This is a genomic window from Thermotoga sp. 38H-to, from assembly GCF_011057665.1.
Classification (GTDB): Bacteria; Thermotogota; Thermotogae; order Thermotogales; family Thermotogaceae; genus Thermotoga.
In genome coordinates, this window is the sequence record NZ_LNFZ01000002.1 from 361,092 (window position 1) to 378,244 (window position 17,153).

18 protein-coding genes are annotated in these 17,153 nt (G+C 45.7%); 2 read left to right on the forward strand and 16 right to left on the reverse strand.

Translation table 11 applies throughout. From position 1 onward, the window contains the following. Positions 1-28: 28 nt before the first annotated feature. A complete protein-coding gene (locus AS158_RS05865; RefSeq protein WP_165304697.1) occupies positions 29-1,297 on the forward strand; it encodes a TrpB-like pyridoxal phosphate-dependent enzyme in 1,269 nt (422 codons plus the stop codon). A 13-nt stretch (positions 1,298-1,310) separates the two neighbouring features. Then, on the forward strand, positions 1,311-2,165 hold the full coding sequence (locus AS158_RS05870; RefSeq protein WP_165304698.1) for a cation diffusion facilitator family transporter: 855 nt from the start codon (positions 1,311-1,313) through the stop codon (positions 2,163-2,165). Here AS158_RS05870 and AS158_RS05875 read toward each other — a convergent pair. From AS158_RS05875 to AS158_RS05950, 16 genes are all read right to left on the reverse strand, one after another. Then, the gene (locus tag AS158_RS05875) at positions 2,162-4,438 is read right to left on the reverse strand and encodes an AAA family ATPase (RefSeq protein WP_165304699.1); all 2,277 of its coding nucleotides are present in this window, start codon (positions 4,436-4,438) and stop codon (positions 2,162-2,164) included. The two genes, AS158_RS05870 and AS158_RS05875, sit on opposite strands and share 4 nt — an antisense overlap. Further along, on the reverse strand, positions 4,435-5,019 hold the full coding sequence (locus AS158_RS05880) for a hypothetical protein (RefSeq protein WP_165304700.1): 585 nt from the start codon (positions 5,017-5,019) through the stop codon (positions 4,435-4,437). The genes AS158_RS05875 and AS158_RS05880 overlap by 4 nt, the downstream gene beginning before the upstream one ends. Before the next feature lie 184 nt (positions 5,020-5,203). Next, positions 5,204-5,821 carry a hypothetical protein gene (locus tag AS158_RS05885; protein WP_165304701.1) on the reverse strand — a complete coding sequence of 206 codons (618 nt, stop codon included), beginning with the start codon at positions 5,819-5,821 and terminating at the stop codon, positions 5,204-5,206. 6 nt (positions 5,822-5,827) lie between these two features. Beyond that, complete coding sequence (locus AS158_RS05890; RefSeq protein ID WP_165304702.1) at positions 5,828-6,409, reverse strand: sigma-70 family RNA polymerase sigma factor; 582 nt, start codon at positions 6,407-6,409, stop codon at positions 5,828-5,830. Between the two features lies 1 nt (position 6,410). Then, on the reverse strand, positions 6,411-7,961 hold the full coding sequence (locus AS158_RS05895; RefSeq protein WP_165304703.1) for an ABC transporter permease: 1,551 nt from the start codon (positions 7,959-7,961) through the stop codon (positions 6,411-6,413). 13 nt (positions 7,962-7,974) lie between these two features. Beyond that, entirely contained in the window at positions 7,975-8,940 is a 966-nt protein-coding gene (locus AS158_RS05900; RefSeq protein WP_004081376.1) for an ABC transporter permease, read from the reverse strand. A gap of 58 nt (positions 8,941-8,998) precedes the next feature. Next, positions 8,999-10,738: an ABC transporter substrate-binding protein gene (locus AS158_RS05905; RefSeq protein ID WP_165304704.1), complete on the reverse strand. Its 1,740-nt coding sequence runs from the start codon at positions 10,736-10,738 to the stop codon at positions 8,999-9,001. A 15-nt stretch (positions 10,739-10,753) separates the two neighbouring features. After that, positions 10,754-11,923: an oligopeptide/dipeptide ABC transporter ATP-binding protein gene (locus AS158_RS05910; protein ID WP_165304705.1), complete on the reverse strand. Its 1,170-nt coding sequence runs from the start codon at positions 11,921-11,923 to the stop codon at positions 10,754-10,756. 16 nt (positions 11,924-11,939) lie between these two features. Then, positions 11,940-12,152 (reverse strand): heavy-metal-associated domain-containing protein, encoded by a 213-nt coding sequence (locus AS158_RS05915; protein ID WP_165304706.1) that lies wholly within the window; start codon positions 12,150-12,152, stop codon positions 11,940-11,942. Then, positions 12,149-13,090, reverse strand: a complete 942-nt coding sequence (gene fmt / locus AS158_RS05920; RefSeq protein ID WP_165304707.1) for a methionyl-tRNA formyltransferase — start codon at positions 13,088-13,090, stop codon at positions 12,149-12,151. Before fmt ends, AS158_RS05915 begins: the two co-directional genes overlap by 4 nt. After that, entirely contained in the window at positions 13,087-14,349 is a 1,263-nt protein-coding gene (gene hflX / locus AS158_RS05925; protein ID WP_165304708.1) for a GTPase HflX, read from the reverse strand. Before hflX ends, fmt begins: the two co-directional genes overlap by 4 nt. Next, positions 14,321-14,593 (reverse strand): RNA chaperone Hfq, encoded by a 273-nt coding sequence (hfq, locus tag AS158_RS05930; protein ID WP_165304709.1) that lies wholly within the window; start codon positions 14,591-14,593, stop codon positions 14,321-14,323. The genes hflX and hfq overlap by 29 nt, the downstream gene beginning before the upstream one ends. A gap of 35 nt (positions 14,594-14,628) precedes the next feature. After that, a complete protein-coding gene (miaA, locus tag AS158_RS05935) occupies positions 14,629-15,546 on the reverse strand; it encodes a tRNA (adenosine(37)-N6)-dimethylallyltransferase MiaA (RefSeq protein WP_038054667.1) in 918 nt (305 codons plus the stop codon). Continuing rightward, entirely contained in the window at positions 15,543-16,307 is a 765-nt protein-coding gene (locus tag AS158_RS05940; RefSeq protein ID WP_165304710.1) for a class I SAM-dependent methyltransferase, read from the reverse strand. The genes miaA and AS158_RS05940 overlap by 4 nt, the downstream gene beginning before the upstream one ends. Beyond that, complete coding sequence (locus AS158_RS05945) at positions 16,234-16,533, reverse strand: heat-shock protein Hsp70 (protein ID WP_235280362.1); 300 nt, start codon at positions 16,531-16,533, stop codon at positions 16,234-16,236. The genes AS158_RS05940 and AS158_RS05945 overlap by 74 nt, the downstream gene beginning before the upstream one ends. Beyond that, positions 16,517-17,146, reverse strand: a complete 630-nt coding sequence (locus tag AS158_RS05950) for a hypothetical protein (protein WP_165304711.1) — start codon at positions 17,144-17,146, stop codon at positions 16,517-16,519. The genes AS158_RS05945 and AS158_RS05950 overlap by 17 nt, the downstream gene beginning before the upstream one ends. Positions 17,147-17,153 lie beyond the last annotated feature (7 nt).

Consider the following 17,153-nt stretch of genomic DNA (forward strand, 5'->3'; position numbering starts at 1 on the left):
AAGATTATATCACTGAAGGAGGGGGAATATGAGAATTGTTGTGAATTTGAAACCTGAGGAAATCCCAAAGCACTGGTACAACGTACTCGCAGATCTTCCGTTCAAACTCGATCCGCCGCTGGACCCCGAAACGAAACAACCCATTTCACCCGAGAAGCTCTCTGTTATCTTCCCCATGAGTTTGATCGAACAGGAGGTCTCAGAAGAGCGTTTCATCGAAATACCCGAGCCCGTTCTGAAAGAATACGCCGTTTACAGACCCACTCCCCTCATCAGAGCCACTTTCTTAGAAGAGTACCTTCAGACCCCTGCGAGGATCTACTACAAGTACGAAGGAGTGAGCCCCACTGGAAGCCACAAGCCGAACACGGCCATCGCCCAGGCCTACTACAACAGGATAGAAGGAGTCAAAAGACTCGTCACAGAAACAGGAGCGGGACAATGGGGTAGTGCCCTCTCATACGCCGGTGCCAAGTTCGGACTGGAAGTGAAGGTGTTCATGGTGAAGGTCAGCTACCAGCAAAAGCCGATGAGAAAATACATGATGAACCTCTTCGGAGGAAAGGTAACTCCAAGTCCCAGTGAAGAAACGAGCTTCGGAAGAAAGATCCTGAGCGAAGATCCGGACAATCCAGGTAGCCTTGGTATCGCCATCAGTGAAGCACTGGAAGTGGCTGTGTCTGATCCGAACACGAAGTACTCCCTTGGAAGCGTGTTGAATCATGTTCTGCTTCACCAGACAGTTATAGGCCTCGAGATCAAGAAACAGCTCGAACTCATAGGTGAAAAACCAGATGTTGTACTGGGATGTCATGGAGGAGGATCGAATTTTGGAGGAACAATTCTTCCCTTCGTTCCAGATAAACTCTCCGGAAGAGATATCAGGTTCGTCGCCTGCGAGCCCGCCGCGTGTCCATCCCTGACGAAAGGGAATTACGATTACGACTTCGGTGATACAGCGGGGCTTACACCCCTGTTGAAAATGTACACCCTTGGAAAGGACTTCATTCCTCCAAAGATACACGCGGGAGGTCTCAGATACCACGGCTCCGCTCCGATAATCGCAAGACTCGTGAAAGAAGGGCTCGTGGAGGCACAGGCTTTCGATCAGGACGAAACGTTCGAGGCAGCGAAGACATTCGCAAAGCTTGAAGGGATAATTCCCGCTCCGGAATCCGCCCACGCCATTGCAGGAGCTATAAGAGAAGCAAAGAAAGCGAAAGAAGAAGGAAAAGAACGTGTGATAGTATTCACTCTGAGCGGCCACGGTCTGCTCGATCTCACAGCTTACGTGTGAGGAGGCAAAACACGTGAAGAAGAAACTGCTGTTCTCTATATGGCTGAACGCCATCATAACGCTCTCTGAAGTGGTCGGTGGCTTGATATCCGGGAGTCTCGCCCTTCTGGGCGACTCCCTTCATAACTTTTCCGATACCATGAGTCTTATTGGAAGTTTCATCGCGATGAAGATCAGCGAGAAACCGAAAAACAAAAAGTACACCTTCGGTTACAGAAGAAGCGAAATCATTGTGGCTTTCTTGAACTCCGTATCCATCTTCGTTGTTTCAACACTCGTTGTCATCGAAGCGGTGAAAAGATTGGGGAACCCCGCCACCGTTCACACGTCGGTGCTTCTCCTCGTCTCCTCGATAGGTCTCGCTGCCAACTTCTTTTCCGTCATCCTTCTTCACACCCACAGCAAAGAAAGTATGAACGTTCGATCCGCGTACCTGCATCTCATCGCGGACACCCTGTCCTCGATCCTTGTGGTTCTTGGGGCTGTTTTCATGAGGGTCTGGAAAATATACTGGCTCGACCCTGTTCTCGCCTTCGTTATAGCCTTATACATGTTCAAAGAGGCTTATGAAATAGTGAAAGAGTCCTTTGAGATCCTCATGGAAGCTTCACCGAACCTGGACTTTGAGAAAATAAAGGAGGAAATTGAAAAAATAGAAGGTGTGAGGAACGCCCACCATTTTCACGCCTGGAGAGTGGGAGAGAAAGAAATCCACTTCGAGTGTCACGTTGAAGTGGACAACATGGAACTGAAAGACGCCCAGAAGATCATAGATGAAATAGAGAAAAGATTGAAAAAATACGGGATCACCCACACCACCGTTCAGCTAGAATGTGAAAGGTGCAGCAGAGAGATGATCTGTAACTAAAGTTTCAAAACAGGTTTTTCTTTCAAAAGCCTCCTGTCGCTGGTGAATAGTACAACCTGTCTGGTCTTGGACACCTCTTTCAGTTCCTGCCAGAGTAGGTCTATCTTCTCATCGTCCAAATCGACAAAAGTGTTGTCTACAACAAGGGGGCTTTCAACTTCCAGAACACGACTTATGAACCTCTTCATCTGAAAACTCAGAAGTTTCAAGGCGGAGGTGTTCAACACATCGACGACCTTTCTTTCTTCGGGGACATTGATTGTCACCATCAGATCCGGAGAAACCTTGAAAACCTGATTTTCTTTGAAAAACCTTCTGTAAACATCCGTCAATTCTGCTGCCAGATCCCTTGTGTAACCCCTCAACAGTTCTTCGTGTTCTTTCCTGATTCGCTCCTTGAACTCGGGAATGTAACCAATGATCCTCTCAAGAATCTTGAGTTCAACTTTTTTTCTGAAAAGTGCTTCCAGAACATCAAAAGGTTCTTTGAGAGGTGAAACCACGAGTTTTTCCAATTCACTTTCTATCTGTTCCACTTTTCTTTTGAGTTCTTCTATTTTCGTGTTCGATCTGGTTGATTCTATCTCTTCTTTTTCTTTCATGAGGTTAGCGATTTCTTTTTCCAGAGAATCTTTAGCTTTCCTCAAATTCGCACGTCTTTCCAGAAGATCTCTCAACACTATCAATTCATCTTCGTTGTCGACTTCTATTTCCTTCAGCGTGTTTTTCAGTACTTCTCCCTGCTCTTTAGAGTACTCCTGCAGTTCCTCCAGGTTCTTCTTCTTGTCGGACAGAGAAGTCTCAACGGAGCTTTTCAAAATCAGGAGTTCTCTCATCTGTTCTTCCACGTTTTCAATCGCTTTCCTTGGTTCACTCCCGTACTTTGAAAGAACTGGCATTCTTTCGAAAACCTTCTTCACAATCTGATCTCTTAGAAATTTTTCGAGTTCTTCGATGTTATCAACACCTGCGGTTTCCTTCAGTTTGCTTACGATCTGGTTCTTTTTCTCGATCAACGACCTCTTTTGTGTCGAAAGATTCATGAACTCACTTTCAAGTTCAAACAATTTTCTTCTCAACCTGTAATAGTTCCACATGGAAACCACAGAAGCACCTGTTCCAGCCAGTGCCAGATAAAAGAACAGATATCCCGGTTTGAGAAAGGCAAAGATGATGGAAACCAGAGCAAAGGCCAGAAAAATGGCAACAAAAATCCTGAAAATAGAAAGCGTTTTGTCAACGCGCTTCATGTCATCCCCTGCATCTTCGATTTTTGCCTGGGTTTCTTCGAGTTTTTCATCGATTTCCCTGAGAGGCTCTCTGAGATGACCTATTATCTCGTTCAGCTTTGTTCTCTGTTCGTTTTCCACCAGTTCTATCTGTAACTTCATGTTCTCCAACTTGAGCTTCAGTTCCTCGAGACTGTTGACGGAGAAATCTTTCATGATCGTTTTCAGTCTTTCTTCCGTATCTCTCAATTTTTCCTTGAGTGATTCTATCTCCTTTTCCAGTTCCTTACCGCGTTCCCTCAAATAATCCAGTTTCTGGGCAAGCTCGATCGCTTCACGAACTCTTTCTTCGGGAACCGCTGTTTTCCTTTCGATTTCCTCGAGTTCCTTTTCAACACGGAGAAGTTCTGCTTTCATCTCGTTGATTCTGGCTTCCACAAAAGATAATCTTTCAGACTTTTCACTCTCGAATCTATCGATCTCTTCTTCCAGAAGTCTTCTTTTCTCCTGAAGATCCCGCGAAAGTTCTTTCTTTCTCTTCAAAACCAGAAGGAGTGATCGCCTTTTTTCCTTCCAGGCCTCAACTTTCTCCTCCAGATTTGAAATCTCAGTTTCCAGTTCTTTTGTCTTCTTCATCAAACCAGAGAAATCTTCGTTCAATATCTTTTCAAGTTCCACCGCCTCGGGTGCGTTTCTGTAGCTTTCCATAAGGAAAGAAGCAACCTTTTTCGAACCGTTGAGAGTGCTATCCACTCCCTCCGACATGAAGGAAGTGAAGGAAAACAGTTCGGAATCCAGTCTTCCCTGGCCAAATTCCACTCTTCCTTCACTCGTTTCAAGGTATCCTCCAAACCTGTTCGAAAACCAGGGTTTGTAGTTTTCAAGTTCAAGAAGCTCTCCCGTGAGGCAGTATCTTATAAAATTAGCTAAGGTGGTTTTGCCGGCTGCGTTCCCCCCGAAGATGATGTTCAACCCGCTTTTCAGGGGGAAAGAAAAATTCTCGAATTTTCCAAACCCTTCAACGTGTACACGCTCTATTTTCATGTTTCATCCCCCGTTTCGATTTCTTCCAGTAGCAATGCATCAAGCTTTGGTCGATTTTTCTTTTTCAAGATTTTACCAACGAACTTTACTTTTCTTCTGTTCTTTATTCTCTCGACTTCTTGATCCCAGAGGATTCCTTTCAAAAGGGTAAAAGACTCCTCGGAAACTTCCATCAATTCGTCGAAAACACTTTTTTCTTCGAATTTCACTCTGAAACTCGAAAGATCTATTCTTTCGAATTTTTCACCATCGTACACGAGGCATTCGCATCTCTCAGAAAGAGGGGAAGACGTGAATTCAGGGTAAGAAAAATCCAGTCTTCGTTCAACAGAGACATCGAGATAATCCACAATTTCATCCAGAACGATTGAATTTTGAGGAATGTAGTCTTTTATGAATTCCTCAGCGGCAAGAGGGTCCACCTCTTCCGAAAAGAGGTTTATAAATACAAACACCCCCTCAAATGTCCTCAAGATGTGATTCAAAAGTTCAAGTTTTGCGTTGTCCAGTTCTCTCCGAAAAAACAACCAGCCTCTCGGGTAGTCGAAAAACCTCAAATCCTTGATCAGAATATGTTTCATTTCACCCCTCCTTTTTTTCAAGGGTTTTTCAAGAAAATTTAAGGCGTTCTTTTTTATCGTTTCAAGAGGATGTTACTGAGATCAGTTAAATTCTAACTTGCATGTCCCTCATCCCCCGATCCCCCCTGACCCGATGAAGACAAGACACAAAGTATGGGAGGGACGAAAGTCCCTCCTTGTGCTTTTATTTAGGTATGTAAAGCTTCAAATCACGTTCGATGTTGTCTATCCGGGTCTGCTGCACCTGAACGATCTTTGTGGGATGGTAGGTTGTACCAACCCCGAAAACGAGTAGGAACACTCTGTTTGGAATCCCTACTATTAAAGTGGCGTCTCGTGGTATTACAATATCGTATTCTGTAGAGATCTTCGGTTTTTTGTAGTAGAAAAACTTGTAAGGTGAAAGACCCGGCTTCACGTCCCTTGAAAAGAGCACTTCATTTCCGCCCTTGACGGTGATCCACACGGGGTCGTTCCCTATGACGAAGATCCTAATGTATCCAGTTGTGGGATCGTCTTCGATCTCAGAAAATATCCTTTCGAAATCCACGCTGGCTTTTTCAAAGTATTCGTACGCAGTTATATAGCGACTGATAATGGAATTGGGGGTCAGAAGTTCTTCTACCACCTTCAGTCGTTCCTCATAACTCTTCAGTGTAGATTGAAACTGTTTTTCCATTTCGTCCATCCTGGCTTCAAGTTTCTTCAAAAAATAGAAATTGAAAACGGACAGCACGAAGAAGAGTAAAATAGCGATGACTATCAAAGAAGCAAAAAACGTTACGAGACTCTCTTTTCTCATCTTCTATCACCCTAATCCAGAAATCATTCTCTTCACCTTCTGAACCGTGTTGTCAACTTTCTTCGTGTTCACACCAAATTCTTTCGCTATCTCGCCGTACGAGTATCCATCCAGCCATCTGAGAAAGATCTCTTTTTCTTTTTCATTCAATAGTTCAAGAACCATCTCTAAAATTATGCCAGAAAACGCGCTTCTGGCAACGTCGGTTTCGCTATCGGGCACCTCAAAAGGCGCGTCATCTTCCTCCTTTTCCATGCCATCCACGTTCACAGCGTCTGAGAGCATCCTGTTTTTCTTTCTGTTCAGATAAGTGAGAAATGACTTTATCTCTGAATCAACACTCCTCCACGCAAAAGACGTGAAAGAGCTTTTGGTTCTATCGTAGTAGAAAATCGCCTTTATCAACCCTACAAGGCCGTTTTGAACTATATCTTCATGTTCGGCCCAGCTTGCAAAATACTGAGAAGCGATCTTAACAACCATAGGGTAATACTTCTCAACAATGAGGTCGATGGCTTCCTTGAATCCAGCCTGTGCATACTCAACGAGTTCTTCGACTCTCTTACTCCTCAGTCTGTACTTCAGCATTCTATCCGAGAGACCTCGGATCCAGAGCGTCTCTCAACGCGTCACCAACGAAGTTGAAAGAAAGCACGGTGATGAAGATGAAGATACCTGGTATGAGAAGCCAAGGATACTTCGTCATGTAAGTGACGTTCTGTGCCTGTGCGAGCATGAGTCCCCAGCTGGCACTCGGTTCTCTGATACCCAGTCCGAGAAAACTCAAGCTCGCTTCACCGAGGATGTAACCGGGTATCGCAAGGGTCGCGGCGACGATGAGGTAACTCGCCGTATTGGGCAGAACGTGCCTGAAAAGAATTTTCGTGTCAGGAAAACCAAGTGCCCTCGCTGCTTCTACGAATTCACGCTGCTTTATTGAAAGAACCATTCCCCTTATAACTCTGGCTCTTCCTGCCCAGCCGATGAAAGAAAGGATGAATACAAGGAGCACGTACACCTGTGTGGATGGTATATCGAGTGGTAGAAGCGATCTCAAAAGGATGAGCAAGTAGAAACCCGGCAATGACATGATGATCTCGGAGAACCTCATCATGAATTCGTCCACGATACCTCCATAGTAGCCGGAAATACCGCCGAAGACAAGAGAAAGAGTAAACGTGATGAACATTCCGATGAAACCTATGGAAAGTGAGATCCTGGAAGCGAACACTATTCTGCTCCACACATCCCTTCCGTACTGGTCAGCTCCCATGATGTAAAGTCTCACGTATTCGTTGTTATCGTAGTTGTCCACTCCAAAGAGATGATAGTGGAACGGAAAGATCCAGAAGAGGTACCCTATACGGTTCTTCGAGTCTCCTCCCCAGGATTTGACGAACCATTTCACCGGATAAGTCTTGTGGTCATAGTCGATCACCTTTCCTGTGATCATCTCGATATCCTCACCTTTTTTCACTAGGATCATGTTGAGTTTCTCCTTTATGACGATCTTCTCGATCTCGTCGGGGGAATTCAGTCCAAGCCTGAAACCGTATTTTCCAAAGTACGTGTCTTTCGCGGCTTCAGAAGAGGTTTCTATATCTGCCTCCCCTTCCGTTAGAACCTTATCGTCGTATCCGAACAGAAGATAATCAACCACCTTTGTCGTTGAACCGGCGTATTTCATGGTGCCGTCTTTTGGAACGATATAATACTCTTCGTCCAGCATGAAAGAGAATCCTGTCACACCGTCTTTTCCGATTTCGTACTCAACCTGTGTTCCGAAGACATCGAGAACGAGTCTTTTCGGGAAAAGCATTTCGTAGAATTTTCTCTCGAAAGTTGCCTTGTCCACATAACTTATCGTGGGAAGCACGTAAGCTCCCACTCGTTCTCCCTTGTACTCTCTGTGTATCTTTGTGGGAGGTGCGAAGGAATGCTTGAGGGACTGTTCATAGGGATGGTGCGGGGAAAGGAAATCCGCAAACAACGCCATGAGATAGAGGACAATCAGAACGTACAGTCCGAACATTCCGAGTTTGTTTCTTTTGAAAGCTCTCCAGACAAGTTCCCTTCTGGAAAGGACCCTTTCCTTAAACTCTATTTCTCCGTTCTCTATCATCGTCTTTTCCTCAGCCATTGCGATTCCTCCCTCACTCGAATCTGACCCTTGGATCTACAGCGGCGAGAAGCACATCTGCCACAAGGTTACCAATCACGAGCATTATCGCACTGATCACAGCGGACGCCATAACGATGTAAATGTCCTGCTGAAGGAGTGCCTGGTAGATGAGTCTCCCCATACCGGGCCAGGCGAAGATGTTCTCTATGATGACCGCTCCTCCGAGGACGTTGGAAATACTGAAACCAAGGAAAGTGATCATGGGATTGATGGCGTTTCTCAGGGCATGCTTGTATATCACCACACGTTCCGGCATTCCTTTCGCACGGGCAAATTCCACGTAGTCTTCGTTCAACACATCGAGAAGACTACCTCTCATGTATCTCATGAGGGAAGCAAAGCCGCCAAAACCAAGCGCAATGGTTGGGAGAACAAGATGAGATGCGATATCCTTAAACTTCTCCCAAGTTGTCATCTGGTTGTGATTCACCGAGACCATACCGGCAATTGGAAACCAGCCGGTCTTCGCTGCCATGTAGAGGAGCAGAATGGCCAGGAAAAACCCTGGAAGGGCGATTCCACTGAAAGCGACAACCGTGAGAATCTTATCCCAGATGCTGTACTTCTTCAAAGCCGAGAAAACACCGACGATTATGCCAAGCAACCATTCGAACGCGAGGGAAGAGACGGAGAGTATCACCGTAGCAAAAACCCTCTCCCAGATGAGTGTGGAAACGGGTCTTCTGTAGTAGAATGAATAGCCAAAATCTCCCTTCAGAACGTTTTTCAGCCAGATGCCGTACTGAACGATCCAAGGCTTGTCTAGGCCAAGCTCCTTTTCCATCTTCTCAAGGAATTGCTGAGAAACGGAAGGATCAAGACGGTACATGTCCAGGAAGTCTCCTGGAGCCGCCTCCATGATGATGAAAACTATGAAAGAGATGATTATGAGCTCGGGAATCATGATAATCAATCTACGTGCGATGTACTTGAGCAAGCAAGATCACCTCTTTGAACAGAATTTTAAGGGGAGGGGAAGATCCCCTCCCGATGGATCATTGCTCTTTCCAGACACAATCCTGGTTCCAGCCCCACACACCACCGAAAGCAGTGGGTTCCACGTTGTGGAGTTTGTTGCTGTAGGCGTAGAGATAGAGCTGCTGGGTGGTGTAGATGAGCGGTATGTGTTCGGACACGAGCCTCTGGAATTCTCTGAACATATCGACAACTTTCTGCTGGTCGAGTATCTTCACGTTCTCCTCGAAGATTCTGTCGATCTCTTTTTCCCAATCTGGCAGGTAGTAATTGTTGGGATCAACGAAGTCTTTAACTTCCGGATGATAGTTCCAGAAGTGGAGGGATCCTTTGATTCTCCAAACGTTAGCTCCGCCCTGAGGTTCATCGGATCCGGTGAGTCCTATAATGACAGATTCCCAGTCACCGTTCACAACGAGCTTCTGAACGAGTGTGTTGAAATCGATGGGAGCGAAGGTGACATCCATTCCGAGTTTTTTGAGCGCTTCCGTTATGATGTTACCCATTCCTTCACGGATCTGGTTTCCAGCGTTGGTCATGATGATGAACTTCACCGGGTTTCCTTCGCTGTCGAGGAGCTGGCCGTTTTCATCCCATTTGAAACCACCGAGCTTGAGCATCGTTCTGGCAAGATCGAGGTTGTACGGGTATTTTCTGAGAACGGATTCATCGTAATAAACGGTCGCAGCCTGACTGATGGGGCCCCACTGTTCAACCGCGAGGCCGTTGTAGAGTGTATCGATCATCGACTGCTTGTCGATGGCGTACGCCACTGCCCTTCTGAAGAAATCGTTCCTGAACCACTTTCTCTTCACAGGGTCGGGAGCGTTCCAGTTGAAACTGATGAAAGTGGTTCCAAAGTTCGGACCTCCGATACCAACAATCCAGCCCTTTTCTCTTGCCATGGCCTTGAGTTCCGCGTACTCTGTTCCGCGAGGTCCGTACACATCAACTTCTCTGTTTTCAAACGCAAGCCTCTGCGCATCCTGTGTCGGGATGATCTTGAAGATGATGCCGTCGAGATAAGGAAGCTGCTTTCCTTCTTTGTCGTACTTCCAGTAGTAAGGGTTCTTCACGAATCTCACGTACTGATCGGGCACGTACTCAACGGGAATGAACGGACCAAGACCCACGATTTCTCCCTTGTTGATGGCATCAACCGTCCAGAATTCCTTGAATTTTCCTTCCTTCACGTACGGTTCCGCGAGGTGTTTGGGGAAGATGGGAATACCTCCGATGTACCTTACCGCAAGCCTGTACGCTTCTTTGAGGGTTGTCTTCACCGTGTAATCGTCGATCTTTTCGGCCACCGGCCAGTTGTCTGCAAAGAGGTCCTGCATATCGTTCGGTATGTCAGGGTTGAAATAGATATCGTTGATCGTGAAGACTACATCGTCCGCTGTAAACGGTGTTCCGTCACTCCATTTGACACCCTTCCTCAGGTGCCAGACTATCTCCATGCTTCCGTCCTCGTTTTGCTTGAGTTCCCAACTTTCCGCAAGAGCGGGATGGATCCTTGCGTAATTGTCAAGCTCGATCATGGAAGCCATAAACCTCACTATAACGTCTGTGGAACTCGTCTCCTGTGCTACAACATCGTTACACGTTCTGGGACCGGAAAGCACCGGTACTACGAGCACTCCCCCGTACTGTCCTGTGAATTCTGCTCCGATATACGTTTCGAACTGAGCGAACGGTGAAAGTTCCGCGAAAAGTGCAACAACTGCAATCATGAGGAAAATTCCAAGAAACCTACGCATAACATCACACCTCCTCTATGACGAATGTAAATGACACGCCACCCAGTGACCTGGGGAAATTTCCTTCATCGCCGGATACTCTTTCTCACACACGGGCATCTTGTAAGGACACCTCGGATGGAAGAAACAACCAGCCGGTCTGTTGATGGGGCTTGGAACCCCGCCCCTGAGGATGATGCGTTTTCTCGTGCGCTCAACTTTCGGATCTGGAACGGGAACGGCAGAGAGTAACGCCTGAGTGTATGGATGAAGGGGATTATCGAATATCTCGTCGGTGTTCCCCATTTCCACGATCCTGCCAAGGTACATGATACCGACTTCGTGGCTTATGAATCTCACAAGTCCAAGGTCGTGTGAGATGAAGAGATACGTGAAACCCTTTTCTTCCTGAAGCTTGAGAAACAGGTTTATAACCTGTGCCTGAACGGAAACATCCAGCGAGGCTGTGGGTTCATCGAGTATCACTATCTCAGGATTTATGGAGATCGCCCTCGCGATAGCGATCCTCTGTCTCTGACCTCCACTGAATTGATGTGGATATCTTTCGAGGTGATATTCCTTGAGCCCCACGCTTTTGAGAAGATCTTTCACCATATCTACAGCTTCTTCTCGTGTTTTCGCCAGTCCGTGGAACAGAATAGGCTCAGTCAGAATGTCGCCAACTGTCATTCTCGGATTCAAGGAACTCATGGGATCCTGAAAGACAATCTGTATCTTCCTTCTGAATCTCATCCTCTTTTCACCGATGTCATCGAGCAGAATCTGATAAAATTTCTCTTCGCTTTCTTTCGCTTCTTTAAAGAAGATTTCCGCGTACTTCTTATCCACATCCTCAAGCACGTCCACAATCTGATCTGGTGATAATTTTTTCCCAATTTCGCGGAATATATCCACGTAGGTTGTCTTCAGATATTTCTCCGCGTCTTTTCTCTTCATGAAGTAGTACGTGGTGTCGTCACCGTCGATCACAACACGGCCCGCGGTGGGATTCGTGAGACGCAGTATCGTCTTTGCGGTAGTTGTCTTCCCACATCCTGACTCGCCAACGAGGGCGAACGTTTTTCCCTTTTCCACAGAAAAAGAGATATCATCAACCGCTTTCACATAACCAACGATCTTTTTCATAAGGAATCCTTTTCTGATCGGGAAATACTTTCTCAAACTCAGCACTTCGATACTCTTCATCCTGAACAGCTCCCTTTCATACGATGAGTGTGTATCCCAAACTGTCCACAATGGTTTTTATTTGTTCTTTGGAGATTATTTGATCATCGTAATCCACACCAACAACCTCAGCCGTTATCTCATAATCCACATCGAAAACGCCCTCGAGCTTCCCAATGACTTTTATCACTTTCCTGTAATCTTTCTCCGTTTTTGCACCCTTGAGCATAAAATAGTTCAATCTTCTCAACTCTCATACCTCCTTTCGAATCGCATGCCTTCGATTATCGATCTTCCATTTTTTGCTTCCCAGAAGGTCATCTTCTTCTTTCCGGGGAATTGAATGTATCTTACTTTCACTTTTCCGTTGCCGGTACCTATCCATGCACCTTCCTTATCAATATAGTTTATCAAACCTGGTTCATCTCCCGAACTATCTATCGCCGTTACTCCAAACAATTTCACTTCATCGTTCCCTAAGAAAGCTCTGGCACCGGGTCTGGAATCGTAAGCCCTGATTTTGTTCTTCACCGATTCAGCGTCCTTTGAGAAATCCACAATCAGGTCCTCTTTTTTTATCATTGGAGCATAGGTTGCCAGGGAATGATCCTGATCTTTCAGTTCTATGTCCCCCGCCTTCAGTTTTTTCAGGAACTCGATCAACATCTCTTTCGAAAGTTCTATCAAACGTTTTTCTACCTGATCGAAAGTTTCGAATGGATTCACAAAAATTTCCCTCTGGAGTGCAATAGGACCAGCGTCGAGCTCTTTCACCATCTTGTATATGGTGACACCTGTTCTTTCTTCGCCGTTCTCAAGCACTCTCTGTATAGGAGAAGCACCCCTGTATTTTGGAAGAAGAGAGGGATGAATGTTGTAACAACCAAGTTCTGGAAGAGAAAGTACCTTCTCACCCAAAATCCTTCCGTAGGATGCGACTATTATAACATCTGGCCTCACAGACCGGAGAAATTCTAAAGCTTCTTTCTTGTTTATCGATTCGGGTTGAATGAAAGGAACTCCGTGTTTTTCAGCCACTGCCTTCACCGGAGTTGGTGCGACTTTCCTTCCCCGCCCCCTTGGTTTGTCCGGTTGGGTGACTACACCCACCACGTTGAACCTGTTTTTGATCAAATGTTCCAGTATTTCCGCTGCGAATTCCGGTGTTCCCACAAAGACAATTCTCAAATTGCCACCTTCCTTTTTAGGATCTCAAGAGTTTCCCGATCAGCCTTCAACGTGATCAGAGCGTGCCCTTCCCCGTAGTTTTCGTTCAGTATTACCAGTCGATCTTTCAAAGCGTAGATCTGTCCTATCTTTTCCAAGGGAACTTTCAAAGTTTCCTGAATATCCTTTTGCCCCATGATTTCTTCCAGTTTGTTCAGAAGCTGATCCAGTCCTAGCCTTTTTTCCGATGAGATGAACAAGGCCTCCGGATACTTCCACTTCAGCGTTTCTATTCTCTCTTTGGGGCAAACATCGATCTTGTTGAAAACCAGCATCCTCGGAATCTTATCGGCACCGATTTCCTCCAGAACTTTCTCAGAAGCTTTCATTTTTTCTTCAAGATACGGATCAAAAGCGTCAACAAGATGTATAAGCACATCCGAATACTTTATCTCTTCAAGCGTCGCTTTAAACGCACTCACAATGGTGTGAGGTAGCTTTCTGATGAATCCGACTGTGTCACTCACAAGAATGACTCTTCCGCTCTTTAGCTTCAACCGTCTCGTGACAGGCTCGAGAGTGGCAAAGAGTTTGTCAGCGACGTACACATCACTGTAGGTTAAAGCCCTGAGGAGAGTGGATTTCCCGGCGTTTGTGTATCCAACTATAGAAACATGTGGGATCTTCTTTTCCAGCCTTTGTTTTCTCTGAGTGTTCCTTTCTTGCTCTATTTCTTTCAGTCTTTTTCGGAGCTGTGCGATGCGGTTTTTTATGTGCCTTCTCAAAACCTCTAGCAAGGGTTCACCTGGCCCTCTGGTGCCAATACCTCCACCGAGTCTAGAAAGTTCCTCGCCCTTTCCAACGAGCCTTGGAAGCTCGTAAAGCAAACTCGCCATCTCCACCTGGAGCTTTCCTTCTTCGCTCGTTGCATGACGGGCAAAGATTTCAAGGATCACCTGCGTCCTATCAAGAACATCTACGTTCAGCTCTTCTTGCATGTTTTTGTATTGCACCGGCGTGATTTCATCGTCAACGACCACGAGATCCGCTTCACAGAATTCTATTATTTCCCTGAGCTTCTGCAATTTCCCCCCTCCAAGGTAGGTGGCTGGATCCGGCTTTGTTCTCTTTTGCCAGAGCCATTCAACGACTCCAACACCAAGGGTTTTACACAAACCCTTCATTTCTTCAAGAGACTCTTTTATTTTCTCCTCATCTTTACCAGCAGCAACGACCACCGCTTTTTTCCCTTCAAGATTCCTCGTTCTCAGAGATCTCATCCTCCCGCTCTGTTTCCTGTTTCTTTGGCATCAGCATCACATAAGAGGAAGGAATAATCGTGCTGATCGCGTGTTTGTAAATGAGACTTTGCTGGTTTCCGCTCTCCAGCAGGACCGTATAGCTGTCGAAAGATCTGATGAATCCCTTTGTCTGAAAACCGTTCACTAGATACACCTTTACTTCGATTCTGTTAACCCTGAGATGGTTCAGAAACCTGTCCTGAAGGTTGAACTTTTCCGCCAAGGCAAACTCCCCCCTCGATGTGATTCAAAATAGAATTATACTGAAAAATTTTCAACTATCAGCTTCTTGAGTTCCTCCTTTACTTTTCTTTCACTTTCGAACGTTAAATTGTACCACACGGCTTCCTTGTACCTTTTGAACCATATGATCTGTCTTCTGGCAAAGTGTCTGGTGTTTCGTTTTATGAGATGAATCATCCTGTCAAAATCGTACTTTCCTTCCAGATAGTCGATGACTTCTCTGTATCCTATCGTCTTCATCGAGTTGAGATCTTTAGAATATCCCATCTCCAAGAGTTTTTTCACTTCGTCCACGAGTCCTATCTCTATCATCTTATCAACTCTTTTGTTTATTCTCTCGTAAAGTTCGTGCCTTTCCCGGGTCAGAACGATTATGAAAAACCTGTCGTCACCCTTTGCTTCTTTTTGAAGCTCCGAGATCCTTCTTCCCGTTTTCATGTAAACTTCAAGGGCTCTGATCGTTCTCTTGAGATCGTTTGGATGAATGCGTGTTGCCGCTTCAGGGTCGAATTCTTCGAGCATTTTTCTCAAAATCCCGGGTTCTCTTTTCTCTAATTCTCTGAGCTCCTTTCTTATGTTCTCGTCGGCGGGCACTCCTTCGAATATACCCCGAACCAGGGCGTCCGTGTACAGTCCCGTTCCTCCAACGTAAACAGGGATCTTCCCGCGTTTGAGGACATCTTCCACTACTTTCAGAGAATCCTTCCTGTACATGAAGGCGTTGTAATACTCATCAGGATCGATGATATCTATCATGTGATGAGGAACCCTCTTTCTCTGCTCCGGTGTTGGCTTGGCCGTTCCTATGTCCATGTGGCGATAGATCTGCCTCGAGTCCATCGATACGATCTCTGCACCTATTTCTTCACACACTTCAATCATGACATCTGTCTTCCCGACAGCAGTGGGCCCACCGACTATGGCTATCTTCATCGCTTGTATATCACCCCGTACAGAACACCGCTCTTTCTGGAACCTTTCAGTTCGTCAACCTTGATTTTCTTGAAGAGAGAATCCTTCACGTGGCTTTTTAAAATAACCTTCTTCTTCGCGATTCTCAACATTTCCTCAATGTCTTCTTCGCTCACCATGCCGTACACGGCAAAGGGCCTTAGAGGATTCATGGCAGAAGACTCGTACACAGGATTCTCAAACATGGGATCGCAGTAAACCACGTCGAACGAATTATCAGGCTGACTTCTGATGTATTCTTTGAAATTCGCGTAATGAATTTCTATTCTTTTTAAAGCGTCTTTCAACCACTGAATGTCAGTCTCAAAATTTTCCATCCCGTATTTCACGACGGTGTATATGTGAATGGATCCTTCAAGGCCGATTACCTTACCTTCAGGAAGAAAAGCGGCCACGAGGATAGCCTCACTTCCAAGACCAAAGGTTGTATCCAGCACGACTTCGTTCCCTTCCGGTTGAAGGGACTCTATCAGGTAGTCTTTCTGACCGCTTCTTATGTTCCTCATCCGGAGGATAGCTGAAGAAGGATGAAAAAAGAACTCCCCTCCGGGCCATTTTATTGAGATTCTGTTCTTCTCCACCACGTAGTAGAAGTCCACGTTGAACTCTTTCAATCTCCTTCTTGAAACGTAGATGGTGCCAAGTTTTTCAGCGAGTTCTTTCGCCTTCACCACCTGCTTTCTGTCCGGTTTGTGTGAGGTTGTGACCACGAAGTTTTTCATTCTCTATCACCTCTAAAAGCTTCTGGTTCAGCACTTTTTGTTCCTCAATATTCGTCTTCAATTCCTGGTATTTCGACATCAACTGATTGTGCTTCTCCAGTGCCACCTGATAGTTGTGATAGCTCACGAGAAAAACAAAGATCATGAGGAAGAGAAAAGTCAAGAGTCCCAGATTCACTTTGAAATGTTTCCGCCTTCTTGGCCTCAGTTTAGAACGTGATCTCATATTCATCCCTCCCCTCCTGTATGGTGAGGGATATTGATTCATTATCAAAAAACACATACACATCGTAGCTTCCATCAGTCTCTGGCAGATATAACAGAAATCCTTCATTATAAACGGGAACTTTCATTTCGTATTCCCCGAAACTCAGTGTCACCACACTTCCCTCGTTGGTGAGTTCACCATACACCTTCACAGGATCTTCCACTGCAAAAATTCTCTCGTTTTCAAGGTCGAAGAGCAGGTACGCGTTGCTCCTCAACACCGTGTCGGTGCTGAACTTTCCTGCGGAGTGGTAAAGCACCACTGGCGCTGTTTTAAAAGACACTTCTTTTGGTTGTTCATCGAACACGATTGTAGCCACTGTGGTGAGCTCAAAATCTGACAGATCAAACGGTATATCCACCGTGGTCAGAAGCACTCCTTCATTGGCCAATACATCCTTAAGCGTGTACTCTTTTCCGTTCACCGATAAATAACTGCTTTCCAGATCCACAGTAACGCTTTCGTCTGTTCCTACGTTGAACAAATAGACGTACAAATCCGCCTTTCCGGGGCTCATCAGAGTACAGCCAACGGCGAACAGCAGGAGAAAAGCAGCGAAAAGAACCCTCACAGGAAAC

Bases quoted from the DNA above. Each gene is read 5' to 3' on its own strand.
- AS158_RS05865 (WP_165304697.1), top strand. From the start codon at position 29: ATGAGAATTGTTGTGAATTTGAAACCTGAGGAAATCCCAAAGCACTGG.
- AS158_RS05875 (WP_165304699.1), bottom strand. From the start codon at position 4,438: ATGAAAATAGAGCGTGTACACGTTGAAGGGTTTGGAAAATTCGAGAAT.
- AS158_RS05880 (WP_165304700.1), bottom strand. From the start codon at position 5,019: ATGAAACATATTCTGATCAAGGATTTGAGGTTTTTCGACTACCCGAGA.
- AS158_RS05885 (WP_165304701.1), bottom strand. From the start codon at position 5,821: ATGAGAAAAGAGAGTCTCGTAACGTTTTTTGCTTCTTTGATAGTCATC.
- AS158_RS05890 (WP_165304702.1), bottom strand. From the start codon at position 6,409: ATGCTGAAGTACAGACTGAGGAGTAAGAGAGTCGAAGAACTCGTTGAG.
- AS158_RS05895 (WP_165304703.1), bottom strand. From the start codon at position 7,961: ATGGCTGAGGAAAAGACGATGATAGAGAACGGAGAAATAGAGTTTAAG.
- AS158_RS05905 (WP_165304704.1), bottom strand. From the start codon at position 10,738: ATGCGTAGGTTTCTTGGAATTTTCCTCATGATTGCAGTTGTTGCACTT.
- AS158_RS05910 (WP_165304705.1), bottom strand. From the start codon at position 11,923: ATGAAGAGTATCGAAGTGCTGAGTTTGAGAAAGTATTTCCCGATCAGA.
- hflX (WP_165304708.1), bottom strand. From the start codon at position 14,349: ATGAGATCTCTGAGAACGAGGAATCTTGAAGGGAAAAAAGCGGTGGTC.
- miaA (WP_038054667.1), bottom strand. From the start codon at position 15,546: ATGAAGATAGCCATAGTCGGTGGGCCCACTGCTGTCGGGAAGACAGAT.
- AS158_RS05940 (WP_165304710.1), bottom strand. From the start codon at position 16,307: ATGAAAAACTTCGTGGTCACAACCTCACACAAACCGGACAGAAAGCAG.
- AS158_RS05945 (WP_235280362.1), bottom strand. From the start codon at position 16,533: ATGAGATCACGTTCTAAACTGAGGCCAAGAAGGCGGAAACATTTCAAA.